General features: G+C 69.5%; 18 protein-coding genes. 9 read left to right on the top strand and 9 right to left on the bottom strand.

Going from position 1 to position 20126, the window contains the following annotated elements; translation table 11 throughout:
• Window positions 1-85: 85 nt before the first annotated feature.
• Window positions 86-709, bottom strand: a complete 624-nt coding sequence (locus ACIQOU_RS25415; RefSeq protein WP_401539278.1) for a DUF305 domain-containing protein — start codon at window positions 707-709, stop codon at window positions 86-88.
• Window positions 706-1380 carry a DUF3105 domain-containing protein gene (locus ACIQOU_RS25410; protein WP_401539277.1) on the bottom strand — a complete coding sequence of 225 codons (675 nt, stop codon included), beginning with the start codon at window positions 1378-1380 and terminating at the stop codon, window positions 706-708. Before ACIQOU_RS25410 ends, ACIQOU_RS25415 begins: the two co-directional genes overlap by 4 nt.
• Before the next feature lie 354 nt (window positions 1381-1734).
• On the opposite strand from ACIQOU_RS25410, the gene glnA reads away from it, so the two are divergent.
• Complete coding sequence (glnA, locus tag ACIQOU_RS25405; RefSeq protein ID WP_401539276.1) at window positions 1735-3096, top strand: type I glutamate--ammonia ligase; 1362 nt, start codon at window positions 1735-1737, stop codon at window positions 3094-3096.
• A 121-nt stretch (window positions 3097-3217) separates the two neighbouring features.
• Here the strand turns inward: glnA and deoC are convergent, their stop codons facing one another.
• Complete coding sequence (gene deoC, locus ACIQOU_RS25400) at window positions 3218-3922, bottom strand: deoxyribose-phosphate aldolase (protein WP_401539274.1); 705 nt, start codon at window positions 3920-3922, stop codon at window positions 3218-3220.
• Between the two features lie 271 nt (window positions 3923-4193).
• Between deoC and ACIQOU_RS25395 the strand changes: the two genes are divergently transcribed.
• From ACIQOU_RS25395 to ACIQOU_RS25375, 5 genes are all read left to right on the top strand, one after another.
• Window positions 4194-4991 carry a GntR family transcriptional regulator gene (locus ACIQOU_RS25395; protein WP_401539272.1) on the top strand — a complete coding sequence of 266 codons (798 nt, stop codon included), beginning with the start codon at window positions 4194-4196 and terminating at the stop codon, window positions 4989-4991.
• Between the two features lie 194 nt (window positions 4992-5185).
• The gene (locus tag ACIQOU_RS25390) at window positions 5186-6319 is read left to right on the top strand and encodes a zinc-binding dehydrogenase (protein ID WP_401539271.1); all 1134 of its coding nucleotides are present in this window, start codon (window positions 5186-5188) and stop codon (window positions 6317-6319) included.
• Complete coding sequence (locus ACIQOU_RS25385; protein WP_401539269.1) at window positions 6316-7494, top strand: MFS transporter; 1179 nt, start codon at window positions 6316-6318, stop codon at window positions 7492-7494. Before ACIQOU_RS25390 ends, ACIQOU_RS25385 begins: the two co-directional genes overlap by 4 nt.
• A 228-nt stretch (window positions 7495-7722) precedes the next feature.
• Window positions 7723-9015: an MGH1-like glycoside hydrolase domain-containing protein gene (locus ACIQOU_RS25380; RefSeq protein WP_401539267.1), complete on the top strand. Its 1293-nt coding sequence runs from the start codon at window positions 7723-7725 to the stop codon at window positions 9013-9015.
• Between the two features lie 5 nt (window positions 9016-9020).
• Entirely contained in the window at window positions 9021-9971 is a 951-nt protein-coding gene (locus ACIQOU_RS25375) for a Gfo/Idh/MocA family protein (RefSeq protein ID WP_401539265.1), read from the top strand.
• A gap of 84 nt (window positions 9972-10055) precedes the next feature.
• Here ACIQOU_RS25375 and ACIQOU_RS25370 read toward each other — a convergent pair whose 3' ends face one another.
• The 4 genes from ACIQOU_RS25370 to ACIQOU_RS25355 form a co-directional block, all read right to left on the bottom strand.
• The gene (locus tag ACIQOU_RS25370; RefSeq protein ID WP_401539264.1) at window positions 10056-10868 is read right to left on the bottom strand and encodes an aminoglycoside phosphotransferase; all 813 of its coding nucleotides are present in this window, start codon (window positions 10866-10868) and stop codon (window positions 10056-10058) included.
• 87 nt (window positions 10869-10955) lie between these two features.
• Window positions 10956-11093, bottom strand: coding sequence for a hypothetical protein (locus ACIQOU_RS25365; RefSeq protein WP_401539262.1), 138 nt, complete (start codon window positions 11091-11093; stop codon window positions 10956-10958).
• Window positions 11090-12208, bottom strand: a complete 1119-nt coding sequence (locus ACIQOU_RS25360) for a radical SAM protein (RefSeq protein ID WP_401539261.1) — start codon at window positions 12206-12208, stop codon at window positions 11090-11092. Before ACIQOU_RS25360 ends, ACIQOU_RS25365 begins: the two co-directional genes overlap by 4 nt.
• Complete coding sequence (locus ACIQOU_RS25355) at window positions 12196-12474, bottom strand: hypothetical protein (RefSeq protein WP_401539260.1); 279 nt, start codon at window positions 12472-12474, stop codon at window positions 12196-12198. Before ACIQOU_RS25355 ends, ACIQOU_RS25360 begins: the two co-directional genes overlap by 13 nt.
• Window positions 12475-12918: 444 nt before the next feature.
• Here ACIQOU_RS25355 and ACIQOU_RS25350 point away from each other — a divergent pair, with 444 nt between their 5' ends.
• The 3 genes from ACIQOU_RS25350 to ACIQOU_RS25340 all read left to right on the top strand — a co-directional run bounded on the left by ACIQOU_RS25350 (window position 12919) and on the right by ACIQOU_RS25340 (window position 17894).
• Window positions 12919-14172, top strand: coding sequence for a helix-turn-helix transcriptional regulator (locus ACIQOU_RS25350; RefSeq protein WP_401539677.1), 1254 nt, complete (start codon window positions 12919-12921; stop codon window positions 14170-14172).
• A 15-nt stretch (window positions 14173-14187) separates the two neighbouring features.
• Entirely contained in the window at window positions 14188-14553 is a 366-nt protein-coding gene (locus ACIQOU_RS25345; RefSeq protein WP_401539258.1) for a hypothetical protein, read from the top strand.
• Between the two features lie 332 nt (window positions 14554-14885).
• Window positions 14886-17894, top strand: coding sequence for a bifunctional [glutamine synthetase] adenylyltransferase/[glutamine synthetase]-adenylyl-L-tyrosine phosphorylase (locus ACIQOU_RS25340; RefSeq protein ID WP_401539256.1), 3009 nt, complete (start codon window positions 14886-14888; stop codon window positions 17892-17894).
• Between the two features lie 58 nt (window positions 17895-17952).
• On the opposite strand, the gene ACIQOU_RS25335 is transcribed toward ACIQOU_RS25340, so the two are convergent.
• Window positions 17953-18819 carry a phosphatase PAP2 family protein gene (locus tag ACIQOU_RS25335; protein ID WP_401539254.1) on the bottom strand — a complete coding sequence of 289 codons (867 nt, stop codon included), beginning with the start codon at window positions 18817-18819 and terminating at the stop codon, window positions 17953-17955.
• 188 nt (window positions 18820-19007) lie between these two features.
• Window positions 19008-20042, bottom strand: a complete 1035-nt coding sequence (locus tag ACIQOU_RS25330) for a LacI family DNA-binding transcriptional regulator (protein WP_401539252.1) — start codon at window positions 20040-20042, stop codon at window positions 19008-19010.
• Between the last annotated feature and the right edge of the window lie 84 nt (window positions 20043-20126).

Here is a 20126-nt window from a genome sequence, read left to right as displayed (position 1 = left end):
GGCCGAAGACCGAAGACGGAAGGCCGAAGGCAGGGGCCGGGCAGTCAGGGAGACGGGGCGTCAGGGGTGGGCGCCAAGGACCGTGCTAGGAACGGGCTTTGGCGCCCCGTGCCTTCAACAGGTCGGCCATCAACTGGATCTCGGACTGCTGCGCGTCGACCATGCCCTGCGCGAGCCGCTTCTCCACCCCGACCGTGCACTTGGCGACACAGCCCTCGGCCATGTGGATGCCGCCCTTGTGATGGTCCGTCATCAGCTGGAGGAAGAACACCTCGGCCTGCTTGCCGTTGAGCGTGCCCAGCTTCTTCAGCTCGGTGTTGGTCGCCATCCCCGGCATCAGCGAACCGTCCTTGCCCGAGGCCATGTCACCCATGCCCATCCACGTCATCGGCGGATCGGCCGACACCTTCGGCAGCCCCCACAGATCCAGCCAACCGAGCAGCATGCCGCGCTGGTTGGCCTGCGTCTGCGCGATGTCGTACGCGAGCCGCCGCACCTCGGTGTTCTTGGTGCGGTCCCGCACGATGTACGACATCTCCACGGCCTGCTGGTGGTGCACGGCCATGTCCCGCGCGAACCCGGCGTCCGCCGAGTCGGCGCTCGGCGTCGTCGCGGAGGACCCACCGTCCTCGGCGACCGCGTACGTGATGGCACCGGCCGCGACCAGCGCCGCCACCGCCGTGCCCGCGATCAGTCCGGCCTGCCTCACTGGGACAGCCCACCCGTGCACGCGGCGCCCGGCTCCGGCGTCTGCTCACCCTGCACGAACTTCTCGAAGAACGCGTCGACGGCCGGGTCGCTCGCGCTCTTCACCGTCCGCTGGTGTCCCCACGCGGTCAGCATGATCGGATCGGCCTGCTTCTCGTCCGGGCTCATCAACGTGTACGGCGTCTTCTTCACCTTCGCCGCCAGCGCCGCCACGTCCGCCTTGGACGCCTTGTCGGTGTACGTCACCCACACCGAGCCGTGCTCCAGTGAGTGCACGGCGTTCATGTTGTTGAGCGCCTTGGTGTAGACGTCGCCGTTGCAGTTCATCCAGACCTGGTTGTGGTCGCCGCCGACCGGGGGCTCGGTCGGGTAGTGCACCGTCTTGGTGACGTGCGTGCGGCCCAGCGTGCCCTTCCAGGTCTTCACCCCGTCGCTGCCGGTGACGAAGTGGCCGGAATCCTTCGCGTCGGACGTCGTCGCGTCGCTCTTCTGCGCATTCACGGCGAAGACCACACCCGCGACCAGACCGGCGACGACCACGACGCTCGCGCCGATGGTGAGGAAACGGTTGCGCCGGTCCCGGGCCTGCTCGGCCCGCCGCATCTCCTCGATGCGCTCCTTGCGCTCCTTGCGCGCGGCGTTGCTGCTGTTCTTGGCCTTGGCGGAACCCATGGCGTGTGTCCTTCGCAGAAAGGGGCCGGTCCGGTCAACCGATCGTAAGGAAAGTCAGCTGATCGTAATGGCAGCGGTCGGCCGACTCGTAGGAGGGGCACAGGATTGCTTCGAACTCCTGCCCGTACGGCCCACAGCGCACCGGGCCGGGCATTACGTACGTGGGTGCGAGCAGGCAAGATGGACAGTGGAGCCGTACACCCGACCGACCCGAGCCGTTCAGACCCGGGTCGACCGCCGGATCATGGTCGGCAACGCGCATGAAATGGTTCTGTGGTGGGATGCTCTGGTGCCCGACCGCCTCCCGTGATACGGGAGACAGGCGGCCTGACCAGCAAGGATGGGAAGCGGAAGATGGACAAGCAGCAGGAGTTCGTGCTCCGGACCCTGGAGGAGCGCGACATCCGGTTCGTACGGCTGTGGTTCACGGACGTGCTGGGCTTCCTCAAGTCCGTCGCCGTGGCCCCGGCCGAGCTGGAACAGGCCTTCGACGAGGGCATCGGCTTCGACGGCTCCGCGATCGAGGGCTTCGCCCGGGTCTACGAGTCCGACATGATCGCCAAGCCCGACCCGTCCACCTTCCAGATCCTGCCGTGGCGGGCCGAGGCCCCCGGCACGGCCCGGATGTTCTGCGACATCCTCATGCCTGACGGCTCCCCGTCGTTCGCGGACCCGCGCTATGTGCTCAAGCGCGCCCTGACCCGCGGCTCCGACCTGGGCTTCACGTTCTACACGCACCCGGAGATCGAGTTCTTCCTCCTGAAGGACCGCCCGCTGGACGGCTCCCGGCCCACCCCGGCCGACAACTCCGGCTACTTCGACCACACCCCGCAGAACATCGGCATGGACTTCCGCCGCCAGGCGATCACCATGCTGGAGTCGATGGGCATCTCGGTCGAGTTCTCCCACCACGAGGGCGCCCCGGGCCAGCAGGAGATCGACCTCCGCTACGCCGACGCGCTCTCCACGGCCGACAACATCATGACGTTCCGCCTGGTCATGAAGCAGGTGGCGCTGGAGCAGGGCGTGCAGGCGACGTTCATGCCGAAGCCGTTCTCCGAGCACCCCGGCAGCGGCATGCACACCCACCTCTCGCTCTTCGAGGGCGACCGCAACGCGTTCTACGAGTCCGGCTCCGAGTACCAGCTCTCCAAGGTCGGCCGCTCCTTCATCGCGGGCCTGCTGCGGCACGCGGCGGAGACCTCCGCGGTCACCAACCAGTGGGTCAACTCCTACAAGCGCATCTGGGGCGGCTCCGAGCGCACGGCGGGCGCGGGCGGCGAGGCCCCCTCGTACATCTGCTGGGGCCACAACAACCGCAGCGCCCTGGTCCGCGTCCCCATGTACAAGCCCGGCAAGACCGGCTCGGCCCGCGTCGAGGTCCGCTCCCTCGACTCCGGCGCCAACCCGTACCTGTCCTACGCGGTCCTGCTCGCGGCCGGCCTCAAGGGCATCGAGGAGGGCTACGAGCTTCCGCCGGGCGCCGAGGACGACGTGTGGGCCCTCTCCGACGCGGAACGCCGCGCCATGGGCATCGAGCCGCTCCCGCAGAACCTCGGCGAGGCGCTCACCCTGATGGAGCGCAGCGACCTGGTCGCCGAGACGCTGGGTGAGCACGTCTTCGACTTCTTCCTGCGCAACAAGCGGTCGGAGTGGGAGGAGTACCGCAGCGAGGTCACGGCCTTCGAACTGCGCAAGAACCTGCCGGTGCTGTAGGGCCGGTGCGGTAGGGGGCTCCCGTTCAGTGGAGGCGTCCGCCGCGTACGGCGAGAACCGTGCCCGCCGGAGTCGGATGTCAGGTGGCCGACGCCGACGGGCACGGAGTGGGGAACGCCGCTCAGCCCACCGGGGCGGCGGCGGTGCGGGCCGCGAGGTCGTCGAGGATGGTCGCGGTGGCCGTGGCGCCGAACCGCACCGCCCCGGCCTCGACCATGGCGAGCAGCGCGTCGAGCGTGCGCACCCCGCCGGCCGCCTTGACCTTCACCCGCGCGGACACGGACGCCCGCATCAGACGCACGTCGTCCAGGGTGGCGCCGCCCGGCGCGAACCCCGTCGACGTCTTCACGTAGTCGGCGCCCGCGTCCTCGGTCAGTCGGCAGGCCCGGATCTTCGCCTCGTCCGGCAGGTAGGCGTTCTCGAAGATCACCTTCACCAACGCGCCCTGGGGCCTGGCCACTTCGACGACCGCGCGGATGTCGTCGGCCACCGCCCGGTCGTCGCCGCCGAGCAGCCGTCCGATGTTGAGGACCATGTCCAGCTCACGGGCGCCGTCGTCGAGCGCGACGCGTGCCTCGGCGGTCTTGGTCGCGGTGGCCGTGGCGCCGTGCGGGAATCCCACCACCGTCCCCACCAGGACCGAGGTGCCCGCCAGTGCCTTCGCGGCCGACGCCACGTCGGCCGGTTTCACGCACACCGAGGCCACGTCGTAGCGGGCGGCCAGCGCACACCCGTCGAGGACCTCCTCCAAGGTCAGCTCGGGGCGCAGCAGCGAGTGGTCGATCATCTTCGCGACGTCGGTGACGGTGAGGCCGGTGATGTCCATGGACCTGCTCCCTGGGGTGCGGTCGGCGGTCGGGCGGTGCGGGCTCTGGCCTGGTGCGTGCTGCGGCGGCTGTCGCCGGTCCGGTCGCGGGCGGCAAGCGCGCGCTGGCAAAACCGTAGAACACCGGCGGCTAGCTGTCTAGACAGCTAGGGAGCTGCGGTGAGCGGCGGAGGTCGTCCGGCAGGGCCGCCACACTCCACTTTGCCCTCTGTTTACGGTGGGGTACGCCACACTCACGCTGGGTCCCGTCGACGCCGCTATTACGGCAAATGTGAAGAAGGCCCAGATTAGACTGGTTGACTGGGCAGCCGGACAGCTGATTGCCTTTATCGGGAGGAAAGCAATGGGTGCGAACTTTGCCCCGCGGTACCACCAGATCGAGCAAGCGCTTCGGGAAAGAATGACGAAGCAGCGGCCACACGACCCGCTGCCTTCGGAGAGCGCGTTGTGTGCCGAATTCGGAGTGAGTCGAATGACGGCGCGCGCCGCTCTTCAGGGGCTCGTCACCGAGGGCTTGATCTATCGAGTGTCCGGTCGAGGGACATTCGTGGCCGAACCACCCGCCCGACGTCGTGCGGAGAGCCTGATCCGTTTCAGTGAGGAAATGCGTCGACGCGGACGCGTTCCTTCATCGAAGCTCATTTCATCCGAGATGCGGAAAGCTCGCCCTGATGAGGTTCACCGCCTAGAGGTGTCCAAGACCTCCGACGTCGTCGCCATCACACGTGTCCGGCTCGCGGACGGTGTCCCCGTGGCGCTCGAAAGAGCGGTCTTCCCGAGAGACCTCAAAGGTCTTCTGGAGTTGGATGTCACCACGCACTCATTGCACGAGTCCTTGATCGAGCTGGGGAGACATCCGCGACGTGGCTACTCGTCCATCGAGGCTGACATCGCCGGAGATCTCGACTCCCGACTCCTCGACATCACGGCAGGCGCCGCCCTCCTCGTCGAGCGGCGCGTCATCCTGGATCAGGACGACCGACCTGTCGAACTCACCGAGACCCGTTACGTGGGCAGCCGGTACGTATTGGATGTCGCGTTCCAGGTCGACACCTCACCTGGCAAGTAGCGCAGGTGAGCGAATAGTGACCTGAACGGGTAATGGCAAGCACGGGAAAAGATTTCTCGAATGCCTTTCGGTGAGCCTGCGAGGCATGCCAAGATCGGAACGATTGACCTCTCGTCGTTCCTGGGCGGCCTCTCCTGGCACCGTTCCGGAATGATGCCGACACACATCGGCTGTACCCCAAACGGAGATCACACATGTACGCGTACTTAATGACGGCTCCGGGCCACATCGAGCGGGCGGAAGTTCCGGACCCCGGGTGTCAGCCGGATGAAATCCTGATGAGCACCGAGGCCGTCTCCATCTGCTCTACAGACGTGTCGTACTTCCGTGGCCACCTTTTCCCGGAGGCCTGGCCGATCATCCCAGGACATGAGTATGTCGGCCGCGTCCTGGAAGTCGGCCGGAAACTCCAGGGAGCCGTCGAGGTCGGCGACCGTGTCTGTTACTGGGGGCAGACCGACTTCGGCGGAATGGCTGAGTTCCGCGCGCTGCGGCCTATCTTCCCCGGCCTGCGCAGCATGGAGACCACCTGGTACACCGAGCGCAATTTCTACGACGCCGACCAGGCCGCCGCCGTTATTCTCCCGGACGCGCTGACCTCGGATCTGGCCACCGTCATCGAGCCCCTCACCTCGGTCCTCCGTTCGCTGCTGCTGAACCCGCCGAAGCCGGGGGACACCTGCGTCGTCCTCGGCTGCGGCCCCAGCGCGCTCCTCGCCGTCCAGGTCCTCGACCGGTACCTCGGGGCGGGCTCGGTCACCGTGCTCGACCAGAACCAGGCACGCCTCGACCTCGCCCGCGCCTACGGCGCCCGGCACACGTTCAACACGGCCACCCAGCCCACCACCCTCGAAGAGTTCGTCCGCGAGCACCACGACCAGTACGCCGACTACGTGTTCGACGCGCTGCCCCACATCGGTGCCGTGAGCCCGGGACAGAAGGACATCCGGGAGCTCGCGATGGGGCTCCTGCGCCCGGGCGGCGACTACGTGCTGTACGGGGCCACCGCCGTGCCGCAGCTCATCAACACCTGGATGATCCTGGCCAAGGGCCTGAAGCTGCGCGCCACCCCCTTCGACGTGCGCCTCTTCCCCATGACCCGGTCCGCCAACGTCTCCAACATCGCCCTGCGCCTCATCGAGAGCGGCCTCGTCGACGCCCGCCCCCTGGTGACCACCCGGGTGTCGATCGAGGACGAGACCGGAGTGCGCGGCGCGTTCACCGAGTACGGCGCGGGCGCCTCCATGAAGACCTCCATGCTCGCCCCCGAGGTCCTGCGCGCCTCCGCCCCCGGGCTGCGAGGCGCCGAAGTCGCCGCCGGCGTATGACACTCCAGGCCCCTCCGTTCGTCCGGGACGGGACGACCCGGCTGTCCTACGGCGGCCTCGCGGTCTACGCCTATGTGCTCTACGCGCTGGGCCCCCTGCTGCCGCTGCTCCGGCACGACCTCCGCCTCTCCTACACGCTGATGAGCGCGCACTCGACGCTGTTCGCGGCCGGGGCGATCCTCGCCAACGCGGTCATCGAGCGGCTGACCGGCCGCTACGGGTACCGGGGTGTGCTGTGGGCGTCGCTCGGCGCGGTGGTGTGCGGCGCGGTGCTGCTCGCGGTCGGCCCGAACGTGGCCACCACGCTCACCGCCGCCGCCGTCATGGGGGTGAGCGGCGCGCTGGTGCAGACCACCGTGCTGACGGTCCTCGCGCAGCATCACGGCGGCCTGCGCGAGCGGGCCATCGTCGAGGCCAACGCCGGTGCCAGCGCTGCCGCGTTGGCGGCGCCCCTGGTCATCGGGGCGTGCCAGGCGGTCGGCATCGGGTGGGGCCCCGGCATGCTGCTGCCGGTCGTGGGCACGGCCGTTCTCTATCTGACGCTCCGTCAAGAACCGTTGCGTCCGCAGCCACCGGTCACCGACGGGGCCGGGGCGACGGGCCGACTCCCCACCGCCTACTGGCTGTTCGCGGCGCTGTGCGGGACGGTCGTGGGCGCCGAGTTCTGCCTCGTCTTCTACGCCTCTCCGCAGCTGACCGACGCCACCGGGCTCAGCGACGGACAGGCGGCCACCGCGATGAGCCTTTTCTACGGGGGCACCCTGCTCGGTCGCCTGGCCGGCAGCCGGCTCGCCGCGAGCCGCGCGACCACCGAGCAACTGGCGTTCGCCGCGCTCGCCGTCACCGCGGTGAGCTTCCTGGCGCTGTGGACCAGCGGTTCCACCCCGGTCGCGCTCCTGGCGCTGCTGACGGCGGGGCTCGGCATCGCCAACCTGTTCCCCCTGACCCTGTCCCTCTCCGTGGCGGCCGCCGGTGACCGCACCGACCAGGCCACCGCCCGGGTGCAGCTGCTCGTCGCGGTGGCGATCATGCTGGCGCCGCTCCTGCTCGGCTCGCTCTCCGACCGGTTCGGGGTGGGGCGTTCGTTCGCGGTGGAGGGCGTCCTGCTCGTGGCGGCCGCCGTCCTGCTCCTGCTCGGGCGCACGGCACCCGCCCGCGCCTCCTGCACGGCCTAGAGACCGAGTTCCCGCCCGGCCTCGTCCCGGCACCGCACCACCCTGGACCGGTGCCGCCCAGATCCCGCACCCGCCCTGCTTCTTGCAGCTCCCGTAGTTCCCGTAGCTCTCGTATTTCCCGTATTTCTTGCAGTTCCCGTATTTCTTGCAGGTCCCGTATTTTCTGCACCGCCTAGTACGGCACGAAATTCCGCAGCTCTTCAGGACTCACCGACTCACGGAGCCCCGATGAAGAACCGTCAGGAACAACGCGTCGCCCAGGCCCGAGAAGCCGCAGTCTCCGGATTATGGAGAAACCATCGATTAGGGCATTCCAAGGAAATCAACCTGCCCTACAACTTCACCTGCCCGTCCCCCGGCTCCTATCCCTTCCAGTGGGCCTGGGACAGCAGCTATCACGCCATCTCACTGCTCCAGGTCGACACTCAGCGGGCGCGGGCCGAGATCAGCTCCCTGCTCTCGGCCGCGACCCCCAGCGGATTCCTGCCCCATATGGTGCTCTGGCAGGACGAGTTGCGCCCCCGCGCGACCGCGGAATTCCGGATCGACCTCTGGCAGGGCTGGCGCGTCGTCACCATCGCCCCGCCGGTCATCGCGAAGGCCATCGAGCGGGTCTTCGAGGCGACCGGCGACTCCGAATGGCTCGCCGAGGTCCTGCCGCCGACCATCGCCTTCTTCGGCTGGCTCGCGGAGAACCGCACGAGCGAGGCGACCGGGCTCCTTGAGATCTACCAGCCCGATGAATCCGGCCTGGACATCAGCCCCAAATACGATCGGGCCCTCGGAATTCACGAGTCGGGTACCGGCCAGATCGCCGCCGACTGGCATCAGGCCATGCGGAACCTGATCGAGACCTATTCGCCCGGCCGCACCCCGGAAAGCCGCCTGGCGGAGCATCGGGCGTTCGTCTGGAACGACGTCCTCGTCAACACGATCTACGCGCACGGGCTCCTCGCCCTGTCCCGCCTCGCACTCACCGCGGGCCTCCCGCAGGAGACGGCGAGCGGGTTCGTCACCCGCTCCCAGGAGATCACGGACGCGCTGATCCGGCACTGCTGGGACGACGAGGCCGGCGCCTTCTTCGATCTGGACCTGGTGTCCGGGCAGCGGGTGGAAGTCCTCACCGCCAGCTCGCTGTTCCCCATCATCCTGGACTCGATCCCCACCTACCACGCCGAGCGTCTCATCGAGGAACACCTCCTCAACGAAGCCGAGTTCTGGCTTCCGGTTCCGGTGCCGAGCGTGGCGGCGACCGAACCCTCCTTCGACCCGGACTTCAGCACGAAAGCGATCTTCCGGGGCTCCAGCTGGCTGAACCTGAACTGGTACCTGTACTGGGGACTTCGGGCCCGCGGGTACGCTGACGCGGCCACCACGCTGGCCGAACGCACCATCGACTGTGTGGCGGAGGCCGGAATGCGGGAATGCTACGGCCCCTACCGATCCGTCGGGTACGGCGCGGAGTCGTTCGGGTGGAGCTCCTTGGTTCTTGACCTGATCAACGCGGAGAAATTCCAGTGAACAGCATGATGAATTGGGGATTCCTGGGCGCCGGCTCGATCGCCGAGTCGAGCCTGGCCCCGGCCGTACGCGCCACCCCGGACGCGGCTCTCCACTCGGTCGCCTCCCGCGACCAGGAACGCGCCGCCGCTCTGGGACCGGAAAAGACGTACGCGACGTATCGGGATCTTCTCGCCGATCCCGATGTGGACATCGTCTATATCGCCCTGCACAACAGCGCCCACCGGGAATGGGTCGAGGAATCTCTGCGGGCGGGCAAACACGTCGTCTGCGAGAAGCCGTTGACCCTGTCGGCCGCGGACGTCGACGCCCTGACCGACCGTGCCGAGGCGTCCGGCAAGATCCTGGTCGAGGCCGCGTGGAATCGCTGGCATCCGCGGACCCTGGACATGGAGGATCTCCTCGGCCGGGGCGCGCTCGGCAAGGTCACCCACGTCTCCGCGTATTTCGACGGGCCCACTCCGGCGCCGGGCAACTACCGCCTCGACCCGGCGCTGGGCGGCGGCGCCCTGTACGACGTCGGCTACTACGCCGTCTCCGCCGTGCTCGCCGCGTTCGGCTGGCAGCGGCCGGTCGTGCGCGAGGCCCGGCAGGAACGCTGGTCGGCGGAGTCGGCCGACCGGATGACCTCCTTCGTCCTCGACTTCCCGTGCGGCGGCACGGCGGAGGTCTTCAGCGGACTCACCGGCGACTGGATCGAGACCTTCACGGTCACCGGCGACGACGGCGAACTCCAGCTGCTGGACCGCGCGTTCACGGCGGGCGCCGAGGCGTCCCGGCTGACCGGCACGTCGAAGTCGACGCCGTTCACCCACTCCTACGCCCCGATCGACCCCTACCAACTGATGGTCGAGGCGGTGACCGCGGCGGCCCGGACCCAGGACACCTACCTGGTCCCGCTCACCCAGTCCCGAGCCATCGCCCAGGTCATCGACGAGGTACGGGCGAGGGTCTGAGCCTGTTCATCGCCTTATTGGCTGTTTCCCTCGGAAAGGCGGAGAAAAGGCGTAGACAAGGAATTCCGCGGCCGGTGGGTGGATTCAACAAGAAGTCGCACGATGGTTGTGCCAGGCGGTGGCAGCAGCCGCCAGCCGCAGTGTCCATGGGACGGGGTCGGCGGTGCTGATCTCGTCCCAGAGGTTGCGGTTGGCGGCGGCGAAGGCGGTGACCCCTTCGACCGGCGCGCCACTCCAGGCAGGCACTTCACTGGCCCACCGCTCGGCCGATACGGGGCTGTTCCCGCAGGCGATGAGCCAGATGACCCAGTACCCGGCATCGAGCCACCCGGCTCCCCTAGTGGCCCAGGCCCAGTCGACGAGCCAGGCTCGGCCGTCGCGGTCTACCAGCACGTTGGCGTTGTTCAGGTCGGTGTGCAGGAGCCGCTCCCCGGCGAAGAATCGGAGATCGTCGGCGTGGACGGCGTAGCTCTCCAGACGTTGTTCGGCACGGCGCAGCTCGATACCCGGGCAGCGGGTCTCGCCGAGCCGGCCCAGTAGAGCGGCGACCTCGGGGAGATCGGGGGAGCCAGGGGAGTAGTCGGCATGCCGACCGTCCAGGACCTCGAACCCCAGCAGATCCCACCCGCCGACCTCGACCCGCCAGGACAACGCGGGAGCGAGTCCGTCCAGGAACGGGGCGACGGTGGCTTCCCTGCGCTGCGTCCAGGCGCGGGGATGGTCGGTGCGCAGCCCTTTGATGTGCCAGGCTCCGGCGGCGGAGGCGGCCCGGACAGCGATCTCGCTATTGAACCCCTCGGTGGCCTCGACGGCTGTGAGCAGGGGGCCGGTGTACCGCTCGACGGCGCTGAGCGTATCGGCGGGCAACTGATCGAGGCCGATTCGGGTGGTCGACATGGGGCTCACTCTTCCACGGCGCAGTGGTGTGGGGGCTTCGCATGGACAAGGCTCCGAAGCCCCCACGGTTCTGTGTCGGCTTGACGGTTACCGGTACGGGTTGTCGTCGTTGCAGCCCGGGAGAGCGCCTTCGGTCAGCGTTTCCAGGTCGCTCAGGAGGATGACGTCCTGGGGCTCATCCTGGATGGGCGGCTGTGGAGTGATTTCCACCATGACAGTGCTCATCGTGCTTCCTCTTTTCCGTGTTGGCAGTAGGTGTTCAGCGGTGCCTTCGCTTCCTGATAGGCCTTGGCGAGCGGTCGGCAGACCCGGCAGTTGCCGGAGAGTTGACAGCCGTCGCAGCCACCGGTGCGAAGCATCTGGGCATCGGCGATGCCGGGTAGACGGAGAAGTCCGTCCAATCCCTCGGTCATGAGGTCGACGGGGTGCTCGCGGCCGACCTTGCACATGGTCGCCAGGCCGTGCGGGTCGACGTGGAAGAAGGTGTGTCCGGCGGGGCAGCCCTTGAAGAGGCTGGGCTTGTCGAGGAAGCCGGGGGCTTGCGCGGCCAGTGGTTCGGGCGTACCCGAGTACGTGGGGGAGATTGTCCCGTACTCCGTACGGCCGGCCCCGTATCTGTCGGCGAGCGCGCGCATGGCCTCCAGCTCGTGCGCGTTGTGCTTGGTGACGATCAGCGCCAGATCGAGCGCGATCCCGGCTTCTCGCGCGGCGATGAGCCCCTTTTCGACCAGCTTGAACGCCCCCGGCTTACGGGTGAGTGAGTCGAAGCTGTCCGGCGTCGCCCCGTAGAGGGAGACGGTCACTTTGTGCGGCGGGAACTCCTGAAGGAGTTTGACGATCTCGGGCCGGTGGAGCCGGGAGCCGTTGGTGAGGATCTCGATCAGCATTCCGGACTGGTAGGCGAGCGAGTACGCGTCCACGAAGTCACGGTCGATCAGCGGCTCGCCCCCGGTGAACTGGAGCCACAGCACTCCCGCGTCCCGCAACATGCACAAGAGGCGTGCTTTGCCGACCCAGGGCAGTCCCGCGAACTTTCGCTCCGCGAGATAGCAATGCTCGCAATTGAAGTTGCAGCCCTTGTTGATCTCGTATGTGGCGCGGCCGTAACCGAGCCGGGTTTCCGGGCGCACCACGACCGCATCCCGCAAGGGCACGCCTGCCAGGTTCAAGTTCCATGCGGTGCAGGCACCGTCGAGGAGCCAGGTCGGCAGGGGCGCGTCGGCTTCGAGGAGCGAGGTGAGTTGGGTGTACAAGGTTCGGGAGATCTGCATTCCGCCCCGGGAGCCAGGTCGGGCGATGAGGAACGTGCCGTTGTACGGACTCGCGATCAGTTGGTGCACGAGACACCTCCCAGCGTTTCGACTCCCTCCCAGGTGTGCTGTTCCACATGCCCCGCGAACAGACAACAGGCCTCCCCACCAGGCCCCGGGTCCGCCACCGGGCAGTCCGGGAGCACCGCCAACTCCGTCCCGGTGCTCCCACGCCAGCGCAGCCACAGCGCGCTGCCGTACTCCGCCTCGTCGAGCAGCCCGTAGTGCTCCCCGTCGTCGTGCGTACACAACTGACACTGCAACGCGCCGTCGACGCACCCGGAGGCGGAAACCAACCGCGCCTCCCGAGCCAGAGCAGACGGCAGCCGCCGCCAGTGCGCACACCGGACCAGGGCAGGGCCCGAGCGCGGCTCATCGTCCGTGCAGCGCGGGCATGCGCGTGGAGGGAAGCCAGCGGAGTTGCCTAGGATCAACAGGTCCTGGTTCTCCCGAACCTCCGTCACCCGTCCCCACGTTCGGCCGGAGTCGTGGGAGACCCTGAGCGTCATGCGGACTCGCGGTTCGATGCCCGCGTCCCGTGACGGAGTCTCGTTGTCCCGTTCGCGCATCAGCTTGTCTCTCGCGGTCATGACCGAACTCCTCCATGGATTCCTCTGCTCGTCCGGGGCAACATCCAGGAAAGCGGGCGGAGTCGGAGGTCTCCACGGCACCGATGCGGCAGTCTTGACGCAGATCCGTGCACGGACGTCGAACAGGTCGGATCGGGAGGACGGATGGCCATGGGACTGGCGAAAAGGCGCAGGGCCCTGGGCTACAGTCAGGAAAAATTAGCCGAGTTGCTCGGCGTGGACCGCACGACGGTCGGACGCTGGGAAAGCGGCAAGGTCGCTCCCCAGCCGCCCCAGCGGCGACGTCTGGCCGCTGTCCTCGCGGTCGGCCTCCAGGAGTTGGACCTCCTCCTGACACCGTCACCCGTCGCAGGTCGGGAGAGCACCGGGCCCCAGTCCAGTGGACCACCGAGCGCGGGAGACTCTGACGAAATGATCCGCCGTGAATTCCTCCGCATACTGACGGTCAGCGGAGCCTTGACCGCCCTGCCGGTCGACGAGGCCGAGGCCCTCACCGAGGGCGTCCGCAGGGGAACGCCCGCCGACTTCGCGCGCATGAACAGCCATCTCTGGCAGGTCTACCGGCTGGCCCGCTCCAAGGGCTCTGTCTACCCCGTCGTCCGGGACCAGTTGGCGACGTTGATCGAGGCACTGGCGAGCAATCGCGGAACCGCCCGCCCCCTGCTGAACGCGGCGGCCGACCTCTTCCAGCTGGCCGGTGAGGTGGCGTTCGACGGCAACCGGTATGCCGACGCCGTCGCCTCGTACGCGCTCGCGGCGTCGGTCGGCAAGGACGGCGAGGCGTACGACCTGTGGGCGTGCGCGCTCGTCCGGCACGCCTACGTGGACATGTCGGAACAGCGCTACCGCCAGGCGGCACAGCTGCTCGACGCGGCCGAGCGGGTGGCCGGACGGGGCGACAAGAACCTCTCGACCCGGCACTGGGTGGCCTCCGTCCAGGCCGAGGCGTACGCCGGACTCGGCGACCTGGACGCGTGCGAGCGTGCGATGGACCGGGCGGAATCCGTTCGCGACCTCACGGCGGACAGCGCCAACGGCGGCTGGCTCCGCTTCGACGGCGCACGCCTGGCGGAGGAACGCGGTTCGCGCTACGTACGGCTCGGCCGTCTCGACCTGGCGGAGGACGCCCTGAGAACCGCCCTGGAACAGACCGCCCTGGAACCCGGGCAGTCGTACCGGCGACGCGGAGCGGTCCTCACCGACCTCGCGGTCATCGGCGCGAAGCGGCACGACGCCGACCAGGTCCTGGAGTACGGCAGGGAGGCCGTCGGCCTGGCCCGAGCCTCCGGGTCCGGGTACGCCGCCCGTAGAATCCGAGCCCTGTGCGATGAGTTCGGCCCCCTGTCCCGCGACCACCGCGTGGCGGAGCTGGGGGCGGAGATCGCCGCCCTGAACACCCCCTGAGCAAGAGAGGCCGGCATGGCGCAGAGTGAAGGTGCACGACTGTTTCGGGAGGCCTGGATCGCCGGGGTCCGGCGGCACTTCCCGGGGGAGCCGAAGGCCGGGTACGTCACGCCGTGGGAGGACATGCCGCAGTGGGAACGGGACGCCGCCGGCGTCGTCTACGCGCAGGTCCGCCAGTTCGTCGAGGTCAGCGGGGGAACGACGGCACGGCTGTCCCGCGAGCAGCGGAGCCGTTACGTCGCGACCTGCTGGACGGCCCAGATGTACCGGCACTTCGAGTCCCCAAGACCCGGCTACGTCGCCGACTGGCCCGACCTCCCGCCCTGGCAGCAGGAGACCGACGCCGACATCTTCGACGCGATCGAACAGTCCCTGAGCTGAGCTGAGCTGCCCGAGCCGCGTTTCAACGGGGGTGAGCTGGGCGTACACCGTCCAGCTCCGCGCCGGTTCCTCGTACCGTCCGCCCGCCGACCCGGCCGTTCGGCCTGCCGGGACCCTGCGGACACGCCTCGCGGACACGGGGACCGTGTACATCCGTCACCGGCACCCCTCCCTCACCGGCACCCCTCGCCGGCGCGGACCGTCGGCACGCCCCCCCCGACGCGCACCGCCCCCGCCCAGTCCCCTTCTCCCGCCCCGCACCTCCCCAGCGCTGTTCCGGGGGTCTGCCGTTAGGCTCGCTGGGGTAGGACCTTGATCGAAGGAGGGCCGGGATGACGGCGCCCGGGCGTAGGAGCAGTACCTTCACGCGGCTGCTGCGGCACGGCTTCACCGACCCCTCCGCCGCCGAGCGGCTGCTCGACAGTGCCGAGCTGAGCGGCGTCCGTGACGATCCGGTGCTGCTTGAGGCCCTCGGCGCCACCGCCGACCCCGACCTCGCCCTGTTGGGCCTCGTCCGCCTCCTGGAGGCCCAGCCCGACCCCTCCCGGCGTGAACTCCTCGACACGCTGATAGCGGCCAAACCCCTACGGGACCGCCTCCTAGGGGTCCTCGGGGCCTCCGCCGCGCTCGGTGACCATCTCGCCCGGCACCCACGGGACTGGGAAGCCCTCGTCACCTACGAGCCGAGCGATCTCCACCCCGGGGTGGAGGAGTTCGAGCACGGGCTCGCCGAGGCCACCGACCCCGTCTCGCTGCGCGTCGCCTACCGCCGCTGCCTGCTGTCCATCGCCGCCCGCGACGTGTGCGGCACCACCGACCTCCCCGAGACCGCCGGTGAACTCGCCGACCTCGCCACCGCCACCCTCCGCGCCGCCCTCACGCTCGCCCAGGCCGCCGCGCCCGACGACGCCGCCCAGTGCCGTCTCTCCGTCATCGCCATGGGCAAGTGCGGTGGCCACGAACTGAACTACGTCTCCGACGTCGACGTCATCTTCGTCGGGGAGGGCGTCGCGAGCAGCGACGGCACCCTCACCGAGGGTGCCGAGGGCAAGGCTATGCGGGCCGCCACCCGGCTCGCCTCGCACATGATGCGGATCTGCTCCGAGACCACCGTCGAGGGCTCGATCTGGCCGGTCGACGCCAACCTCCGGCCCGAAGGACGCAACGGGCCCCTCGTGCGGACCCTCAGCAGCCACCTCGCCTACTACCAACGCTGGGCCAAGACCTGGGAGTTCCAGGCCCTCCTGAAGGCCCGCCCGGTCGCAGGCGACCTCGACCTCGGCGCCGAGTACATCGCTGCCCTCGACCCCCTGGTCTGGCAGGCAGCCGAACGCGAGAACTTCGTCACCGACGTGCAGAAGATGCGCCGCCGGGTCGTCGAGAACATCCCCGCCGCCGAGGTCGACCGCGAACTGAAGCTCGGCCCCGGCGGACTCAGGGACGTCGAATTCGCCGTCCAGATGCTCCAGTTGGTGCACGGCAGGGCCGACCCCACCCTGCGCAGCGGCAGCACCCTCGACGCCCTCCAGGCCCTCGCCGCCGGCGGCTACGTGGGCCGCTCCGACGCCGTCCAGCTCGACGAGGCCTACCGGTTCCTGCGCACCATGGAGCACCGGATTCAACTCTTCCGGCTGCGCCGCACCCACCTGGTGCCCGAGGACGAGGACGACCAGCGGCGCCTGGGCCGCTCCCTCGGCCTGCGCGGCGACCCGGTCGCCGAGCTGAACCGTGAGTGGCGGCGCCACGCGGGCGTCGTCCGACGGCTCCACGAGAAGCTGTTCTACCGCCCGTTGCTCGACGCGGCCGCTCAACTCGCCCCCGGCGAAGTCCGGTTGAGCCCCAAGGCGGCCCGCGAGCGCCTCATCGCCCTCGGCTACGCCGACCCGGCCGCCGCACTGCGGCACTTGGAGGCGCTCGCCTCCGGAGTCACCCGCAAGGCCGCCATCCAACGAACGCTGCTGCCGGTGCTCCTCGGCTGGTTCGCCGACTCCGCCGAGCCCGACGCCGGACTCCTCAACTTCCGCAAGGTGTCGGACGCGTTGGGCAAGACGCCCTGGTATCTGCGGCTGCTGCGCGACGAGGGCGCGGCGGCCGAGAACCTCGCCCGCGTCCTGTCCGCCGGACGCCTCGCCCCCGACCTGCTGATGCGGGCCCCCGAAGCGGTCGCCCTCCTCGGCGACCCCGGCGGACTCCAGCCGCGCGAACGGGAGCCGCTGGAACAGGAGATCCTCGCGGCGACCGGCCGCGCCGACGGCTCCGCACAGGGCGTCACCGCCGCCCGGGGCGTCCGCCGACGCGAACTCTTCCGCATCGCCGCCGCCGACATCGTCGGCTCCTACGGCACCGACACCCAGCCTGTCGAGGCGGACCAGGGCGCCCTGGTCGACCTGGTCGGCGGCGCCATCTCCGACCTCACCGCCGCCACCCTCGCCGGCACCCTGCGCGCCGTGGTGCGGGCCGGCTGGGGCGACACCCTGCCCACCCGTTTCGCCATCATCGGCATGGGCCGCTTCGGCGGCCACGAACTCGGCTACGGCTCCGACGCCGACGTCCTGTTCGTCCATGAACCGCGCGAGGGCGTCCCCGACCGGGAAGCCGCCGACGCGGCCAACAAGGTCGTCTCCGAGATGCGCCGCCTCCTCCAACTCCCCAGCTCCGACCCGCCGTTGCTCATCGACGCCGACCTGCGTCCGGAGGGCAGGTCCGGGCCGCTGGTGCGCACGCTGAAGTCCTACGAGGCCTACTACCGGCGCTGGAGCCTCGGTTGGGAATCGCAGGCCCTGCTGCGCGCCGAACCCGTCGCGGGCGACGACGACCTGGGGCGCCGTTTCATCGACGTCGTCGACCCCCTGCGCTACCCGGCCGAAGGCCTCGGCGAGGACGCCGCCCGGGAGATCCGGCGCCTGAAGGCACGGATGGAGTCGGAGCGCGTACCGCGCGGCACCGACCCGAAGCTCCACACCAAGCTCGGCCCCGGCGGCCTCTCGGACGTCGAGTGGACCGTGCAGCTGATGCAACTGCGGCACGGCTGGGCCGAACCCGGGCTGCGCACCACCCGCACCCGCGAGGCGCTGGCCGCCGCCTGCGCGGCCGGTCTCCTGCGCACGGAGGACGCCGAGACCCTCGACGAGGCCTGGGTGCTGGCCACCCGGGTCCGCAACGCCGTGATGCTCGTCCGGGGCCGCGCCGGTGACACGTTCCCGGCGGGCGGACGTGAACTGGCCGCCGTGGGACGGTACTTGGGGTACGGCCCGGGCCACGTGGGCGACATGCTCGACGCCTACCGCCGCACGACCCGCCGCGCCCGCGTGGTGGTGGAGGAACTGTTCTACGGCGCGTAGCCGGGGGGCGGGAGCACCTCCGAAGAGGTACGGGTCATCCCGTACGGGCCCGAGCCCCCTACGGGGTGTCCCGTACGGGCCTCACCCCCGTCGCCGCCCCCGTCCCCACCCTCCGGGGCAACCGGTACGGCGATGTTCCGTACCAGAGCCATGTCACCCCGAAGCCGAAGGCGAGACAGGTGACGCCGCCCACCGCGTCGAGCCAGAAATGGTTCGCCGTCGAGACGATGACCAGCAGCGTCGCCACCGGATACAGCAGCCCGAGCACCCGCACCCACGGCACGCTCCCCAGCGCGAAGAGGGTCAGCCCGCACCACAGCGACCAGCCGATGTGCATGGATGGCATCGCGGCGTACTGGTTCGACATGTGTTTCAGGTCGCCGGAGGCCATCGAGCCCCACGTCTGGTGGACCGCCACCGTGTCGATGAAGTCGCCGCCGGACATCAACCGGGGCGGGGCGAGCGGGAACAGGTAGTAACCGACCAGAGCCACGCCCGTCGTCGCGAAGAGCACCAGACGGGCCGCCGCGTACCGCCCGGGGTGGCTGCGGTACAGCCAGACCAGGACGCCCAGCGTGATGATGAAGTGCAGGGTGGCGTAGTAGTAGTTCATGCCGACGATCAGCCAGTGCACCGCGTTCACGGCGTGGTTGACGTGGTCCTCGACGGCGATCCCGAGGTCGTGTTCGAGCCGCCAGATCCGGGACGCGTTGCGCAGCGCCTCGGTCCGCTGCTCCGGCACCGCGTTGCGGATCAGGGAGTACGTCCAGTAACTCACCGCGATCAGCAGGATCTCGAACCAGAGCCGGGGGCGGCGCGGGGTGCGCGGTCGGCGACGTGGAATCCGCCGCTCTCCGTCCGTGCCGGGGTGCGCAGCGGCCGCCGGTTCACGGTCTTCCAGACTGGTCACGGTCGAGTCACCCATAGGCGTCGATTCTGCCAGAAATTGCCTGCCCCACCGATCATCCCCCGGTCGGGTCCCGGCCGCATGTCCTATGCCGGGCGGACAGGCAAGAGGACAGGTCAGGGGCTACCCGTAGGGCCGTGGAGGGGCCCGGTCCGCTCCGTCCTGGGGGCGATGCGCACTGCCCCCAGGGACGATGCGGGTCACCCCTAGGGGCGATGCCGGTCACCCGGTGCCGACGCCGTCGAACCGCGCACGACCAGCTCCGGCATGAACACGAACTCGCTGTGCGGGGCGGGCGTTCCGCCGATCTCTTCGAGGAGGGTGCGCACCGCGGCCTGACCCATCGCCGGGACCGGTTTGCGGACCGTCGTCAGGGGCGGGTCGGTGAACGCGATCAGCGGGGAGTCGTCGAAACCGACCACCGAGATGTCCTTCGGGACGTCGAACCCGCTCTGCCGGGCCGCCCGGATCGCGCCGAGCGCCATCATGTCGCTCGCGCACACCACCGCCGTACAGCCCCGCTCCATCAGCGCGGCGGTGGCGGCCTGGCCGCCCTCCAGCGTGTACAGGGAGTGCTGGATCAGCTCGGACTCGATCTGCTGGGCGGGCAGGCCGAGTTGGTCGCGCACCACCCGCACGAACCCCTCGATCTTGCGCTGCACCGGCACGAACCGCTTCGGGCCGAGCGCGAGCCCGATCCGGGTGTGGCCGAGGGAGACCAGATGGGTCACCGCGAGCGTCATCGCAGCCCGGTCGTCGGGGGAGATGAACGGCGCCTGCACCTTCGGCGAGAAGCCGTCCACCAGCACGAACGGCACCCCCTGGGCCCGCAGCCGTTCGTACCGTTCCATGTCGGCCGTGGTGTCCGCGTGCAGCCCGGAGACGTAGATGATGCCGGCGACGCCCCGGTCCACCAGCATCTCGGTCAGCTCGTCCTCCGTGGACCCGCCCGGCGTCTGGGTCGCCAGGACCGGCGTGTACCCCTGCCGGGTCAGCGCCTGCCCGATGACCTGGGCCAGGGCCGGGAAGATCGGGTTCTCCAACTCCGGTGTGATCAGGCCGACCAGGCCCTCGCTGCGCTGCCGCAGCCGTACCGGACGTTCGTAACCGAGGACGTCGAGGGCGGCCAGCACGGACTGTCGGGTGGTGGCGGCGACGCCCGGCTTCCCGTTCAGGACGCGGCTGACGGTCGCTTCGCTCACCCCCGCCTGGGCGGCGATGTCGGCTAGCCGTGTGGTCACGGGACCGGACTGTACCGGTCGCCGCCGCCCCCGCGCACCCACGGGGCTGCTGCCGCGGCCTGCGGGACGGCCCGGTCCGGGCTG

The sequence above is a fragment of the Streptomyces sp. NPDC091279 genome, from assembly GCF_044757465.1.
Taxonomy (GTDB): Bacteria; Actinomycetota; Actinomycetes; order Streptomycetales; family Streptomycetaceae; genus Streptomyces.
Note: the sequence above shows the minus strand (reverse complement) of the source record. Positions and strands in the feature narration are given on the sequence as shown.

Coding starts and splice junctions, on each gene's coding strand:
- ACIQOU_RS25410 (WP_401539277.1), bottom strand. CDS start 1,380: ATGGGTTCCGCCAAGGCCAAGAACAGCAGCAACGCCGCGCGCAAGGAG.
- glnA (WP_401539276.1), top strand. CDS start 1,735: ATGGACAAGCAGCAGGAGTTCGTGCTCCGGACCCTGGAGGAGCGCGAC.
- deoC (WP_401539274.1), bottom strand. CDS start 3,922: ATGGACATCACCGGCCTCACCGTCACCGACGTCGCGAAGATGATCGAC.
- ACIQOU_RS25390 (WP_401539271.1), top strand. CDS start 5,186: ATGTACGCGTACTTAATGACGGCTCCGGGCCACATCGAGCGGGCGGAA.
- ACIQOU_RS25385 (WP_401539269.1), top strand. CDS start 6,316: ATGACACTCCAGGCCCCTCCGTTCGTCCGGGACGGGACGACCCGGCTG.
- ACIQOU_RS25380 (WP_401539267.1), top strand. CDS start 7,723: ATGAAGAACCGTCAGGAACAACGCGTCGCCCAGGCCCGAGAAGCCGCA.
- ACIQOU_RS25375 (WP_401539265.1), top strand. CDS start 9,021: ATGATGAATTGGGGATTCCTGGGCGCCGGCTCGATCGCCGAGTCGAGC.
- ACIQOU_RS25370 (WP_401539264.1), bottom strand. CDS start 10,868: ATGTCGACCACCCGAATCGGCCTCGATCAGTTGCCCGCCGATACGCTC.
- ACIQOU_RS25365 (WP_401539262.1), bottom strand. CDS start 11,093: ATGAGCACTGTCATGGTGGAAATCACTCCACAGCCGCCCATCCAGGAT.
- ACIQOU_RS25350 (WP_401539677.1), top strand. CDS start 12,919: ATGGGACTGGCGAAAAGGCGCAGGGCCCTGGGCTACAGTCAGGAAAAA.
- ACIQOU_RS25345 (WP_401539258.1), top strand. CDS start 14,188: ATGGCGCAGAGTGAAGGTGCACGACTGTTTCGGGAGGCCTGGATCGCC.
- ACIQOU_RS25340 (WP_401539256.1), top strand. CDS start 14,886: ATGACGGCGCCCGGGCGTAGGAGCAGTACCTTCACGCGGCTGCTGCGG.
- ACIQOU_RS25335 (WP_401539254.1), bottom strand. CDS start 18,819: ATGGGTGACTCGACCGTGACCAGTCTGGAAGACCGTGAACCGGCGGCC.